General features: G+C 32.9%; 13 protein-coding genes. All 13 read right to left on the reverse strand.

Annotated elements, in window-relative coordinates; translation table 11 throughout:
• Positions 1-166: 166 nt before the first annotated feature.
• The 13 genes from X926_RS05805 to X926_RS05865 all read right to left on the reverse strand — a co-directional run bounded on the left by X926_RS05805 (position 167) and on the right by X926_RS05865 (position 14,549).
• Positions 167-1,369 carry an alkaline phosphatase gene (locus X926_RS05805; RefSeq protein WP_012208045.1) on the reverse strand — a complete coding sequence of 401 codons (1,203 nt, stop codon included), beginning with the start codon at positions 1,367-1,369 and terminating at the stop codon, positions 167-169.
• A gap of 18 nt (positions 1,370-1,387) precedes the next feature.
• Complete coding sequence (locus tag X926_RS05810; RefSeq protein WP_103065367.1) at positions 1,388-2,221, reverse strand: hypothetical protein; 834 nt, start codon at positions 2,219-2,221, stop codon at positions 1,388-1,390.
• A 29-nt stretch (positions 2,222-2,250) separates the two neighbouring features.
• Entirely contained in the window at positions 2,251-3,213 is a 963-nt protein-coding gene (locus X926_RS05815) for a calcium/sodium antiporter (RefSeq protein ID WP_103065368.1), read from the reverse strand.
• A 7-nt stretch (positions 3,214-3,220) separates the two neighbouring features.
• Positions 3,221-4,114, reverse strand: coding sequence for a prolipoprotein diacylglyceryl transferase (lgt, locus tag X926_RS05820; RefSeq protein WP_012208048.1), 894 nt, complete (start codon positions 4,112-4,114; stop codon positions 3,221-3,223).
• Between the two features lie 28 nt (positions 4,115-4,142).
• Positions 4,143-6,488: an ATP-dependent DNA helicase RecG gene (gene recG, locus X926_RS05825; RefSeq protein ID WP_103065369.1), complete on the reverse strand. Its 2,346-nt coding sequence runs from the start codon at positions 6,486-6,488 to the stop codon at positions 4,143-4,145.
• A gap of 43 nt (positions 6,489-6,531) precedes the next feature.
• Entirely contained in the window at positions 6,532-6,783 is a 252-nt protein-coding gene (locus tag X926_RS05830) for a hypothetical protein (RefSeq protein WP_103065370.1), read from the reverse strand.
• Positions 6,783-9,407, reverse strand: a complete 2,625-nt coding sequence (locus X926_RS05835; RefSeq protein WP_103065371.1) for an O-antigen ligase family protein — start codon at positions 9,405-9,407, stop codon at positions 6,783-6,785. Before X926_RS05835 ends, X926_RS05830 begins: the two co-directional genes overlap by 1 nt.
• A 260-nt stretch (positions 9,408-9,667) precedes the next feature.
• The gene (locus tag X926_RS05840) at positions 9,668-11,035 is read right to left on the reverse strand and encodes an N-acetylmuramoyl-L-alanine amidase (protein ID WP_103065372.1); all 1,368 of its coding nucleotides are present in this window, start codon (positions 11,033-11,035) and stop codon (positions 9,668-9,670) included.
• A complete protein-coding gene (locus X926_RS05845; RefSeq protein ID WP_369973681.1) occupies positions 11,032-12,057 on the reverse strand; it encodes a chemotaxis response regulator protein-glutamate methylesterase in 1,026 nt (341 codons plus the stop codon). Before X926_RS05845 ends, X926_RS05840 begins: the two co-directional genes overlap by 4 nt.
• Positions 12,058-12,114: 57 nt before the next feature.
• On the reverse strand, positions 12,115-12,570 hold the full coding sequence (locus X926_RS05850) for a diacylglycerol kinase family protein (RefSeq protein ID WP_103065374.1): 456 nt from the start codon (positions 12,568-12,570) through the stop codon (positions 12,115-12,117).
• Positions 12,563-13,174, reverse strand: a complete 612-nt coding sequence (locus X926_RS05855; protein ID WP_103065375.1) for a 2-oxoacid:acceptor oxidoreductase family protein — start codon at positions 13,172-13,174, stop codon at positions 12,563-12,565. The genes X926_RS05850 and X926_RS05855 overlap by 8 nt, the downstream gene beginning before the upstream one ends.
• Positions 13,171-14,004, reverse strand: a complete 834-nt coding sequence (locus tag X926_RS05860) for a 2-oxoacid:ferredoxin oxidoreductase subunit beta (RefSeq protein WP_103065376.1) — start codon at positions 14,002-14,004, stop codon at positions 13,171-13,173. The genes X926_RS05855 and X926_RS05860 overlap by 4 nt, the downstream gene beginning before the upstream one ends.
• Positions 14,005-14,039: 35 nt before the next feature.
• Positions 14,040-14,549 (reverse strand): dCMP deaminase family protein, encoded by a 510-nt coding sequence (locus X926_RS05865; protein WP_199171185.1) that lies wholly within the window; start codon positions 14,547-14,549, stop codon positions 14,040-14,042.
• Between the last annotated feature and the right edge of the window lie 10 nt (positions 14,550-14,559).

Consider the following 14,559-nt stretch of genomic DNA (forward strand, 5'->3'; position numbering starts at 1 on the left):
TAATTTGGAAATGAATTCTTCCGGGGACAGAACACTCCAGGAGGGAGGGTAACCTACAAAAGTGCTCTGTAGAGATATTATACATCATGAAATTTTTTTCTCAAAATCTAATTATAGGCAATTACTTTCAATTAGCAGCGATTAAAGTCGTTTAACCCCATTTAAGTCAATAAATCTCAAAAATAGAAAAAATTTCATTATTTGATATTATATTTTTATCAAATGGAACGTTGGAAAAAAGAGGTACGTAATCTAATGTATGCCCAAAAGTACTCCAATTTATACCCACAGGATCGTTTAACGCTTCATAAAAACTTTTGATTATTGGCGATTGATAAGTTACATTTTCTTCTGAATTCTTGGTATCGTAAAACTCTTTTTCTAAATCAAGCGTCAAACCCAATTTTTCTTGAAACTCTTCATAGTTCTTAGATTGGTTAAATGTACTTATCAGCTTTTCATAAGAAAACTCAGTGGGTTGAAGCTTATTCAGCGCCAAAAAACCATCGCCTAAACTCAAACCTCCTGTTGAATGATCCGCAGTTACTATGATTAAGGTTTCTTGAGGATATTGCTTATAAAAATCGATAGCAACTTTTACTGCACTATCAAAGTCTAATATTTCGTTTATCAATGAATAAGTATCATGTGCGTGTGCAGCGTGATCGATTCTTCCCCCCTCTATCAGAATGAAAAAAGGAGAACCTTTAAATTTACTCAACGCATAATTTAAAGTTTCTTCTAACGTAACTCTTTTCGGATCGTCTGTTAAAAAAGTAAAATTTCCATAATACAACATAACAATTTCATTACCAGGAAACGGAATTTTACTTAGTTCTTCTGTGTATAAATATCCATACTCTTTTGTGTTTCTATCCTTAAAATAAGCTTTTCCTCCCCCTATGAAAAGATCAAAATTGCTTTCTAAAAGATCTTGCATTATCTCTTGGTAATCTCTTCTATTTTCAACGAAACTATAAGCTCCCGCCGGGGTAGCATCGATGATGGTGTTAGTTGTTATGACACCAATTTTGTACCCTCGTTTTTTTAATTCATAAGTAATGGGCAGTATCTTTTCATCATCAGGATTAATGTTTATCCTGTCGTTGTAGGTTTTTTCTTTAGATAAAATTGCCGTTATGGCTGCTGCTGAATCCGTTACTCCGTTAATCGAAGAAGTTTCAACCATTCCATAGTAAGGTAGTTCAAGCATGTGCAGTTGATCTGTGTATAAATATTGTTTGTACATATTAGATAACTGCATATGTGGAATTCCCATTCCATCGGCTATAAACAAAAAAACATAGTCAAATGAAAAAGAAAAATACCCTAAAAGGGCAAGGAGAAAAACCAACAGAATTTTTTTCACTTCTAACACCTTCGTTGTTTAATTAATGTTTTCGACTAAATTTTCAAACCTTTTGTCATCTAATCTATCAAAATTATTTAAAATGTATCTTTCTATATCAAATATTTTTTCTTTGTCAAAATCCAACCATTCCATGAAGGATATTACACTTTCCCCATAAGGTTCATCATAAAAACCTGATTTTTTGAGTTCTAACTCTTTCAAATACTCCTCTGGATAAACTTCTCTAAGAAACAATAATGAATTAGTTTCTGCTAATATTTCATGCCAAGTATCCGTTGGGGAAGCCTTCACCTTGTAACCGAAAAAATAATGAGATAACTCATGAACTAAATCCTTGCTAGAATTAACAACGTAGACACTTGGCAAAACTTGAAAAGACCTACTTTGATCCATATAAATAATATACATAGGTTCATCGATTTCTGAAATATTTTCTAAAAAGTCTTTAGATTCAACAACTAACTCCTCTAACCATTTTTCATTATAGAAAAAATTATCAAGGTTATAAAGGTTATAAAGAGTATTTTTATTTTTGAAATAAACCATTGCCGATGAATCGTTACTTTGCCTTTGAACTAAAGAATCTCCGCTTTGACGTAGCAAAAATCCGTTTTGTACATTTAGCAAGATAAACTCCTCAAAAGGTATTTCTTCGTAAAAAAAGATGTTTTCCTCTTTGAAGGTATATTGAATGTCATCATAGAAAATCACCTGTGTTAATCCCGTCGAAAATACTCTAATATTATTATCTCCTTCATCAACTAAAGTAACAGGATAAAAGAAAAAAAATAGAAATAAAATAAAAACAAAAATAGCGAGTAAAGTACTTTTTCTATTATCGATGGCCATCTTAATTCCTTTCTTCACACTTGAAAAAATTATCCAATTCTTATACTAATTATTATGTAAATTACATACAAAGTAAGCAGTATGAAGCCCAAACCTCTTCCAACTTTTCTATCTTTTTTCATCATCGTACCAAACAACAAGACTAAAGCCAGTAAAAGACCATATGACACATCAAAAGCAACTGATCTATCCGCGCTGGCACCATTTATTAATGCTGATATGCCCAGTATGGCAGCGATATTGAAAGTATTGGAACCAACTATATTTCCCATCACAATATCATCTGAATGTTTGATCGCTGCAACAATAGCGGTTACTAATTCCGGAAGGGAAGTCCCTACTGCAACAATAGTCACCCCTATCAAAGATTCTGAGATTCCAATATTTTTAGCAAATATAACTGAATTGCTTACCGTCAGTTCTCCTCCTATTATCAACATAGCTAATCCTAAGGCAGAGAAAGTGATTATCTTAGCCCAAGACTCTTCCTTTTCGACTTTTTTCATTTCATCGCTTTCGACAAGTTGCTTCCTGAGTTGTTGATCATTTTTTGCCATATAATAAAGATAAGCCGTAAAAATAAGAAAAAAGGTTATCAGTATCATACCATCGTATCGAGTTAATACGCTATTCCCTTCCATCATCATTGCAAATATAACCACTGAAATAATAACCAAAAAAGGCATTTCTATGTTTACTGTAGATTTTTGAACTTTTGTTGGAGATATTAAAAAAGAGATCCCTAAAATTAATCCAATATTTGCAACGTTCGAGCCAAGAACGTTTCCTAATCCAACACTGGCTCCTTTTATTGATGAAGAAACGGTAACAACTAATTCAGGTGCACTGGTACCAAAAGCCACCACAGTCAAACCTGCAAACAGTTCAGAAACACCTAGTTTTCTTGTCAATCCAAGGGCTCCTTCTATTAACCTATCTGCCCCTCTTATTAATAGAAAAATACCTAAAGCTATCAATAGAATATTTATCAATCAATATTCACTCCTTTTTTTCGACGATTACTCTCTTATTTCTGAGGTATACAAAAAGCAAAGAACCCAACACTATCAATATAAAGCTTATAACTACAGCAACTCGTAGATCCCCAATATAGAGACTGTCCGTTCTTAACCTTTCAATAGGAATTCGCCCAATAGAATAAAGAATTAAATACAGAGCAGTCACTTCTCCATATGTTTTTCTCTTATTTCTAATAAAATAAAACAATATTAGAAATACCAACAAATTCCATGCAGATTCATACAAGAATGTTGGATGAAAATACTCATAGGCTTCATACCCTGGCATTCTATCCGGTAATGAAATGTACATCTTCCAGGGAAGATTTGTTGGTGAACCGTATGCCTCATGGTTGAAAAAATTACCCCATCTTCCAATAGCCTGAGCTAACGGTAAAACAAAGGTGAATAAATCTAACCCTTGAAGAAATGTAAAGGTACACTTTTTTTTCAAACGTGTATACAAAAAAACTACCAAAAAAGCAGCCAATATTGCTCCATGTATAGCCAATCCTCCATGCCAAATCTTAAAAATTTCTGAAGGATTTTGAGAGAAATATTCAAGATTAAAAAGAACATAATATAGCCTTGCACCTATAATCCCAAATATAATTCCCAAAGAAACAGCTGTGAAAAGATCGTCTTCATTTATTTTTTCTCTTTCAGCTTCTTTTTGAGCAATAAAAGTTGCCAACAGTATGGATGAAGCAATTAACAGTCCATACCATCTTATTTCTAATGGACCAACTGTGACTAAAACAGGGCTGAAATACCATTCCCCAGAAAAACTTTTTGGTAAAATAATTATACTAATGACTAAAAAAGAGGCTATCGAAACCAACAAAGTGCTTAAAAAGACTTTATCTCTTTTCATGTTTTTCCTCCTAAAGACTTAAAAATCTCTATAGAACGTTGACCAAATGTATTGAATCTCCATATCTTGTTTGCAATTCGTGTTTTAAATTAGGATATCTATCGAAACTTTGGATAGTTGCTAAAAATCGCTCTACCTTTTTTCTTGAATTCTCTATTATATTTATATCTTCGACTAAATCCAAAAATTTAAATTCTGGTATCCCGTGCTGTTCCACTCCAAAGAATTTTCCTGGTCCCCTCCATTTTAAGTCAATTTCTGCCACTTCAAAACCATCTAACGTCTTAGAAAAGGAGTTCATTTTACTTTTTATCTCATTGTTGGCATCATCATCTATTACTAAAAAACAATAAGACTGTTTATCACTTCTGCCCACTCTTCCTCTGAGCTGATGCAATTGAGATAATCCAAAACGATCGGGATGTTCGATGACCATTACCGTAGCATCAGGGATATCTATCCCCACTTCTACTACCGATGTCGAAACTAATATATCATACTCTTTTTGAACAAATTTGTCCATCACGTCATTTTTTTCTGAAGGTGAAAGCCTCCCATGCAAAAGCCCCACTTTATATTCTTCAAATACTTTACTTAGCTCTTCATACATACTGATAGCGTTTTTTAATTCTAAGGCTTCAGATTCTTCTATCAATGGATACACGAAAAAAACTTGATTCCCTTGATCCAATTCTTCTTTAACAAATTCATACAAACTTTTTCTGTTGGATTCAGCAATAAGTATTGTTTTAATAGGTCTTCTACCTTTAGGCATCTCATCAATTAAGCTAACGTCTAAGTCGCCGTAAAAAGTCATTGCCAAAGTCCTAGGAATGGGAGTAGCAGTCATTACCAAAATATCTGGATGATTCCCCTTTTTAATAAGTTCAAGTCTTTGATTCACTCCAAATCTATGTTGTTCATCAATCACCACCAACCCTAGTTTTTTAAATTCAACATCCTGTTGAATAATTGCGTGAGTACCAACTACAACATCAATTTCTCCTAATTTTAGCTTTTCTTTTATTAATATTTTGTCGCTTTCCTTAGTATCTCCTGTTAACAAAACTACTTTCAAACCTAACGGCTCTAAATCTTTTGAAAGCTTCTTAAACTGTTGCTTAGCTAAAACAGAGGTAGGGTTCATAACTGCTGCTTGATATCCAGCTTCACAAACATCTATAATCGCTAGTTCTGAAACAACGGTTTTACCAGAACCAACATCTCCCTGTAAAAGTCTATTCATAGGATATGGAGAAATTAAATCTTTTCTTATTTCTTCATAACTTCTTTTTTGGGCTTGTGTGAGTTCAAAATTTAAAGTATTGAGAAATTTTTTTGATAATTCTCCCTTTATCTCTTTCGTCTCACCTTTTTTCATTTCTTTCATCTTTAACTTTAGATAGATCATTGCTAATTCAAATAAAATTGCCTCTTCGTATTTTAAAGAGTACCAAGCCCTTTCTTTATGATAAATGCTTAAAGGGAAATGAATTCCCTTTATTCGCTTTTTCAAATCTAACAAATTGAACCCTTGAACAAATTCTTCAGGTAAAAATTCTTCTAAAAAATATGTCTGTTGGATGGCTTCTTTTGCTATTCTTCGCATAGTTGTTTGGAAGATACCAAAGGTTAATGGATAAACCGGCAGAATTTCACTTTTGAAATCCTCATCACTTTCAATCACTTGAAAATCTGGAGACTTCATCTGTTTCATACCGTATGAATATTCTATCTTTCCATAAAAAGCGGATTTCACACTTCTTTTTAAATAAGATTTAACGTAATCCTGGTTGAAAAAAGTAACGATTATGACTCCACTGTCATCTTCCACAGAAAAGTTGTAAATAGTTAAACCTTTATTTATTTTGATTTCTTCACTTTTTACTACATTTCCTATTATTACGACTTTTTCGTCCTCTTTGGCGTTGAATATTTTTACCACCTTTCTTCTGTCTTCGTAATCCCTAGGTGGATAGTAAAAGAAATCTTTTAACGAAAAAATACCTAATTTATTTAGAATTAAAGCCCTTTTTGTTCCTACTTTTTTTATATATTTTATATCGGTGAGTGGTGCCAATTTTTTTTCTGGTTTTTCCAAAACTTCATCAACTAAATACCGCTCTTTTAAAATCTTTAAGGAATCCTTTAAGCCTTCTAGACGCCTTTCTTTACGTTCTTCTGACAATGTTTTAAGAGGTTTTGTATAAGCCAAAATCTTCTTAACATCTTCTAAAAGGCCATTTTCTTTAATTACTTTGAAATTATTTTTTGCAATGCTATAAAAACTTGGGAAGATCTCTTCCCAAGTTATCATACCCTTTTCTTTCAGTTGAACTATATAATCAAAAGAATTTATAACTTCTTCAATCATTGCTCATGAAAACTCCTACTTTTTGAGAGAATATTTTTCAACATTACTCAATAACTTTCCTTATAATAATTTTATCATCTTTCTTATAAATTTTATATCCATTCAATTCAACTTCTTCAATGTGACCATCTTCTATAAAAGGCATAACTTTCATCAAAGAAGCATTTTCAACGTAGAAATCTTTCAAGCTACCTTCAAGTGTGTATCCATAAGAGTTTATTTTCAAATAAACAGAAAATACGATCAAAAACCAACTCAAAGATATCAGCAACAAAAATGTCATTACCTTGTTCACTACTTTACCAACCTTCTTGTAAAAAATTCGTAATCACTGAAGAAACTTTCGATTCTATCTTGATATCTAGTATAATTAGGAGATCCTTCTTCTTTTTGACCCTTGTAATAGTTGTAAACAGCCTCATAATTGCTAACAACATTTTCTGCTAGTTGATTTTTTAAATTTTCATCCCTCAAGGTTGAGTATAACTCAGATAACAATTTTAAGGAACTATCTGGTATCCCTCTAAATTTTTGTGCCATGTAATAGTCCGCTTCTCCCTCTTTCTGGGTTATAAAAATTATTTTGTTTATTAATTCATCTTGTGGATATATGTTTATCAGCCTTGCAGTTAACAGCAAATATTCATAATAAACGTCTTCCCATTCAGGGAACCTATTCCAACCACCAGGAAGGATGTAAATAGCTTGCTGCTCCCAATGATGAAAATTACTGTAAGCTTCATTTTGAAGTTCTTCTACTACTTCTAACTTATCCAGTGGTATATAATTTTTTAACTGTTCGTATAGAACTACGATGTTATAATATATTCTGCCTATCAATCTATAGGCATTTTTTTCATTGAATGATAAGTATGAATACTCCAATTGATTTATGCCATCGTATAGGGTTTGAATTTTTAATGTAATCTGTTTAGCATTGTTGCTTAGGTCGATAGAATAAATCGGTTCTACGGTGTCTCTCAAAATGTTATCAGGAAATGGCATTAAATCAAGTGAGCCATTAAACTCTTCGATAATAAAATCGTAACCATCGATTTCTTTTTCAAATATTTTAGGTAAATCTTCATAAGTAAGAGAATTTTGCCGAATACTGGACGTTAAAAGCTGGGACAGGTAAAATGCCGATTTACCAAAATTAGGGTCCCATTTTAATGATTTCTGAAAATATTCAAAAGCATTATTATAGCTTTGTTCAGCTCTACTTTCATATGATAACTGCATATTTTTATAATCTTCTATCTGCGTCTCTATCTGGTTTATACTCTGTGTTATCCTTTGAAAATTTGCACTTCCTGGAGTGTAATTTGCTAATTGTTTTTGAAGAGTGGATTTTTGAGATTCAAGTTGGCTTATAATATTTGGTATTTGACTTTCAGTAGCGTTAATAAGAGATACCATTGAATTGTATTCACGATTTCCTTTAACGAAGAGGGCCTCGGATGTAACCTCGTTTATTTTGTAATAAGACGCTACTACTCCAACCACAACTAAAGGAATAATCACAAACTGACTTTTTTTGATATTTAAGCTTTTCACATGTGGATGGAACTGTTCTGATACAGCACTTGAGAGGATAAATACACTTAATATAAGGTTGGGATGCATGTGAAATGCAAACTCTGTAAATGCGTGGATTACCATGATCGTGGCACTCCATCCAAATAAGGGAAATAAAAGGATTTTGTTGTCATCATCTTTTTCGAGCTTTAAAACTTTAAAGTATACCACCATTAAACTTACGAGCATTAACACTATTGAAGAAAAACCTAAAATACCTGTCTCTCCCAATACCTGTAGATAGTCGTTGTGAGCCCTTTTAAAATTATTCCATGCATATAAAAACCTTTCGGGGTTTTCTGCCTGTACCTCAGCTAAGTAATGAACCGCATACACTGGATATGTATTTATTCCACTTCCAATTATAAAATGGTTTTTATGGTTCTCATCTGCAAATTGTTTTACAGCGGAAAGCCATGACAAACTTCTTTCATCCCAAGAAGAAACAGAAGCCATTGCTGCGAAACGATCTGCCGCGATTACTTCTCCACCTCTGTTGAATGGCGTCTCAAAATTAAACATAAGGAATAAAAAGGCTAAAACAGATAAAACCAAAATCACCCATATTTTAAACTCATTACTTTTTACATAATTTTTCAAGGTGTCTTTTTTATTTGAAATGAGGTAAGATACTATAGCAAATCCTAAACCAACAAAAGTCGCAAGGTAAATTGAACGAGTTTGTGCCAACAAAACAACCCAATACATTATGAAAACATTCGCTAAAGCATATATTCTAATGTAGGTATTAGTATTTTTCCTCAAAGTAAAATATATAGAAATTGGTAACAGCTGTGCCAAATAGTCTGAAACAAAATTAGGGTTTCCGATAGTCGTTCTTAATACTATTCTTTGTGAAGGATCCCCATATTTACCAAAGAACAAATCAAAGCCTAAAAACTTGTTCAAAAGTCCATCTATGGCTATAACAGTCCCTGTAACCATAAAAATAAAAAGCCCATATTCGACGAATTTAAAATCCTTCCCAAAACGTGTAGTAATTACGTAAGAAAAAAACACAATAAGCACTATGTAGAAGGCTATTCCGACAGACGTGGGTAGGTAATATTTATTCTCCATATAAACTGATATCAAAGATAAAAAGGCAGAAATACTGAAAAAAGATAAAAAAATGTGTGGATAAGTGAACTTTATTGAAACAGGTTTAGAAAAATATTTGAACAAATAATAAATTAGAATAACGACCATGAACAAAGAAAAAACTAAATGTTTCTGAGTAGAATACTCATACACCAAATTGGGTACCATTAAAAAAGGTATTAAAGCAAATAAAACCAGAAAAATCAATATATCAGTGGGAATTTTTGCTTTCTCTTGCAAATAATTTACCTCCTCTGTTGTTCGCTGGTTTGTGCAAACCAATTAATCAAAATAGATTTAAAATTTATCTGAGGGCTTGGTTCTTAAAGACATAAGTCTTTGTTTGCCGCTTCTTGCAAACGATTAATTAAAATAGATTTAAAGTTCTTGGGGGGTCTTGGGGGGTATCCCCGTTTGGTGAACTCCCAAACCTAGATTTTAACTCTTGTTGTTTTTTGTTTTTGGTCTTTGGGGGTTTGGGGGACCACCCCCAACGCCCTCTATTTTAGACCAAAAAAGTCAATAACTGCATTTTTAATAATTTCTGCAAAAACTTCCACATAGTCTCCATTCGTAAATTCATCTACCACTTGAGGATTGCTGATAAACTCCATTTCAAATAAAACGGCAGGACTCCTAGTATAAGCTAAAACAGCGAACTCTGCTGTATGAACTCCCCTAAATTTAACCCCATTTACATTCAGATAACTTCCCAATATATTGGCGAATTTCTCACTTTCATCTAGACTGTTTTCTTTATCCGTCACCCATGTTTCTATAAGGTTCTTATCGGTGTTCAAATCCAAATTTTCTCGGTAAGCTATTCTTCTGGCATATGCACTTTCTGAAAAATCAAAATAGTAAACCTCTGATCCATAAACCGTAGAATCTTGAGGATAATCATTCAAGTGTAAACTAATGAATAAATCTGCACCTTTTTCATTAGAAAAAACTGCTCTATCGTGTAAATCAACGTATACATCATTTGTCCTAGTCAAATAAACGTTAACACTGTACGGTTTCAAAAGTTCCTGAGCTCTTTTTGCTACCTTTAAAGTTATATCTTTTTCAAAAGTTTTGTTTGGACCAACCGCTCCTGGATCTATCCCTCCATGACCTGGATCCAAAACTAAAACAGGCAAGGTAATTGTATCTTTAAAAGAAAGGTCTAATATGATTCTATTTTCTTCAATTAATTCTTCTAAATCAGCGGAGTTGTTCAGTTTTACTTGTATCCAAACTTCTGTTGGTGAATAGTGATATGCCTTTATGTAATTGATCTTATTGTTGTATTCTTCATAGTAATAAGAATCAGGGATTTCGGCTCCTTTTATCTTTATTAAATATCCGGATTTATTAACTAAAGGGTATATTCCAACATCTTCAGGACTTGAAGAAAGTTCTATTATTATTCTGGCATCAGTTTTCTGTATGATTGTTTTTATTGAACTTACTTGAGTTAGCGGCAAGTTCAAGTAAACAGCAGAATCATTAGAAATTAGTTCTAAGTTGATCAACTTCGCTATCAATTCTGTAGTTATATAAATTTCTCCATCAACCACTTTTAGATCATTTGGATCGAAACGAATAGATTCGGTGCTGTTAATAATTGCTAAACTATTCTGAGGAAAAATGAAAACGTTCCATTTACTATCTTTTACATAAATCAAGGTATCGTTATATACATCTAAAGTTCTTCCACTCTTTTCAGAAATGACTTTTAAATTAACATATAGATTTTCTCCATCTTCAAAATAGTAAGCCGGATCTACCTCTCTCCATTGAAAATAAAGCGTTTTTGCAAAGGTAGTAAAAGAGAGAAATAAAAAGCCAAAAATTATTAACCGCTGAATTACCCTTTTACTCATCTTTTTATCTCCCTTGATTGATCAATTAAGATTTCTAATATTTTTTCTGCAATATCGTAATTGGGAAGAACAAAATCCGCATAACCTTCTTGTGCGACGATTTTCGGCATTCCATAAACTACGGAAGTTTCTTTAGACTCCGCTATAACCTTCCCACCGTAATGTTTAACTTTAAATGCCCCTTTTGCACCGTCTCTTCCCATTCCTGTCAAAATAACTGCGACTGAATTTTCTTTAAAAATCTCAGCAGCTAAATCAAAAGTAAAATCAGCGGAAGGCCTTACGTTATTAATTTTATCGCTTTGATCTAAAAACAACTTAATTTTATGATCCTCCTGCTTTAAACCTAAATGAAAATCCCCTGGAGCAATGTATGCAACATTCTTTTGTAAAAATTCACCATCTTCGGCTTCTTTCACCTTTAAATTTGAAATTTTATCTAATCTATAAGCTAAAGAAGCTGTGAAACCTGCGGGCATATGTTGAACAATAATTATAGGAACATTTAAATTTTCAGGTAGTTGCGGAATTATAACATCTAAAGAACGAGGACCTCCTGTTGAACTTGCTATCAATAAAACTTTTTCTCCCAAAATATTTACTCTATTACTTTTCTTTACTTTTTTGGTTTCGACAAAATGAATACTTTTCAATTTTTCTATTGAGACATTCATACTTTCTCTTATCTTTCTCAATAATTCATCCTGAACGTCTCTTATAGTCCAAGAAGTACTCCCAGCCGGTTTTTGAATGAAATCAAAAGCTCCCTTTTCTAAACATTCTATCGTAATAGAGGCCTCTTTTGAAGTTAAACTGCTCACCATAATAACCCTTGTTGGAGATTTTAACATTATCTCACTTAAAGCATCGAGTCCATTCTTTTTAGGCATTTCAACATCTAAAGTAATCACGTCTGGTGTTAAGGATAAAGCTTTTTCTACAGCTTCAACTCCATCTTTAGCCAATCCAACTACCTTCATGTCAGGTTCTTTATCTATAATGTCTTTTAGAACCATTCGCATGAAAGCAGAGCCATCAACTATTAAGACCCTTATCTGATCCAAGTATCTTCCTCCTCATTATTTTTCTCTTTTTTTATATATAAAGCCACATAAATTCAAAAAAAACAAAAAAACTATTGCTAAAATTATACCATATTTAGGGTTCAGATTGAAAAAAGCATGACCGAAGATAATTATTCCAATTGCAACTGCGAAGATAGAAGTTATAAAAACCGATGCAGCAGAAACATCCTTGATTATCTTTACCGAAGAGCTATAAAAAGGATGAAGAAAATCCAACAGTTGTTCTGTTACTGTATTCACTGTTTCCATGATCAACACCAGCATAACTGTGAATATTAAAAGTATAAACTCTACTTGAGTTAAGTTGGCAAAGGTAGCAACGATTAACACTATCAGTCCTATTAAACTTTGTATTCTAAAGTTTCTTTGAGATTTATAAATTTCGATGAGCCCTTGCAATGCGTAAGAAAAACTTTTTTTTAGACTCCTATTTTCATTATTTTTATTCATAACCTTTCCCTAATTTTTTATACATTTTAGTTGATTCTAACGGATACCTTTTTTTGCATAAATCATAGCCAATTTTGATGGCTTTTTCATCAATCTCTATATAATTTTTCGATACGTTCAATTTGACTTCTTCTATAAGACTTTCCAAACTTATTATCTGAGTTACTGAGCAAAGAACCCCTAATCCTATCATATTTGCGACATTTTTCTTTGAGAATTCTTCTATTGCTATTTGTGAAGCTGGAACCTTGATTATTTTCTTGGTTATTCTTTCTACATACTGAGGTATACTTTCAACGAATTTCTCATCGTAGAATAAAATACCATTTCTTTTGAGATTACCAATATGATTTAAACCAACATTATGCATCAAATACAATATATCAAAATTTTTAGCTTCAGGATAATCTATAGGTTCTTGATCAAAAAGCACGTCACAATAAGAAAGTCCACCTCTAACCTGTGCACCATAATGCTGGGATTGAACAACCCAAAATCCTTCTTTCACCAGTGCTTTTGCAAATATTATTCCCATTAAGATGTTACCTTGACCGGCTTCTCCACTGAATCTCACCGAATTAGGTGTACTAATTAAACTACTCACTTCGGCGATACCTCCTGTGAAACCAATTTTTTCCTTAATTTTTCATACCTATCAACGTACCCTTCTTTTTCAACATTTAGAAATTCACCTATTATAATCTTATCTTTCAAGTCATTTTCATCCATATTTTTGGCTTTGCTTAGCATTACGGAGTTATCTTTAAAATATTGCAACATTTGGGTAGGTTCCGTCATTTTGTTGTATCTCCCATAATAAGTATGGCAATTTGTAACTATCTCAACAACCGACATACCTTTATGCTTTAAGGCGTTTTCTATGTATTTAACGGATAACATGTAATGGAAAACGGTTGATCTAGCGACGTAAGTGGCACCAGAAGTTATAGCAAGATTAACTGCATCAAACTCGTTTTCTAAATTCCCATAAGGAGAAGTTGAAGCGTAGGTTCCGGCAGGTGTTTCAGGTGAATATTGCCCTCCTGTCATCCCATAAATAGAATTGTTAAATATAATAACTGTTAGATCCATGTTTCTACGACAAGCGTGAATAAAATGATTTCCACCTATTGCCAGGATATCTCCATCTCCTCCCATTACTACAACATTAAACTCTGGCTTTGCTAATTTAACCCCAGTGGCAAAGGCAATAGCCCTTCCATGAAGCGTGTGCATAGTGTTAAAATCTAAGTACCCGGTGACTCTTGAAGAACATCCTATACCCGATACAACTGCCACCTTATTTTTATCTAAACCTAAATTATCGACCGCTTCCACAAAATTTTTCATTATTATTCCATTACCACATCCTGGGCACCAGACGTGTGTCATTCTGTCTTTTCTTAAATATTTAAAGTATCTCTCTACAGGCATTTTATCCCACCTTTCCATTTTGATATTTATTTTGATCATTCCACAACTTTTGTTTGTATGTTGCAAGTATCAAAAAACAATTTTGTTAAACTATCCGGATAGCCTTCCCTATAATAAACCTTTTTTATTCCAGCGTTTATTATCAACCTGGCACACACAGAACAAGGTTGATGTGTGATATAAATTGATGCGTTATCAGTACTAATCCCAAATTTAGCGGCTTGCATCAAGGCATTTTGTTCTGCATGAAGACCATAACAAATTTCTTGGTTTTCTCCGCTTTTTATACCCAAATCGTCTCTTATACAGCCTATTTCATCGCAGTGGGGAAACCCAGATGGTGGTTGATTGTAACCAGTTGCTAAGATCCTTTTTTCTTTTACTATCACGGCTCCAACCTTTCTATGCAAACAGGTAGACCTTTTACTTACCAAATCCGCTACTTCCATAAAGTATTTATCCCAATCTTTCCTTTCTTTAAATAAGTTGGGATCATTAAAATTTTTATTCTTCAAATAATTTTCAACTTCGTCCTTTTTGCCCAAGAAAAAACCT

Origin of the sequence: Petrotoga sp. HWHPT.55.6.3, from assembly GCF_002895495.1 — a bacterium.
Classification (GTDB): domain Bacteria; phylum Thermotogota; class Thermotogae; order Petrotogales; family Petrotogaceae; genus Petrotoga; species Petrotoga mobilis.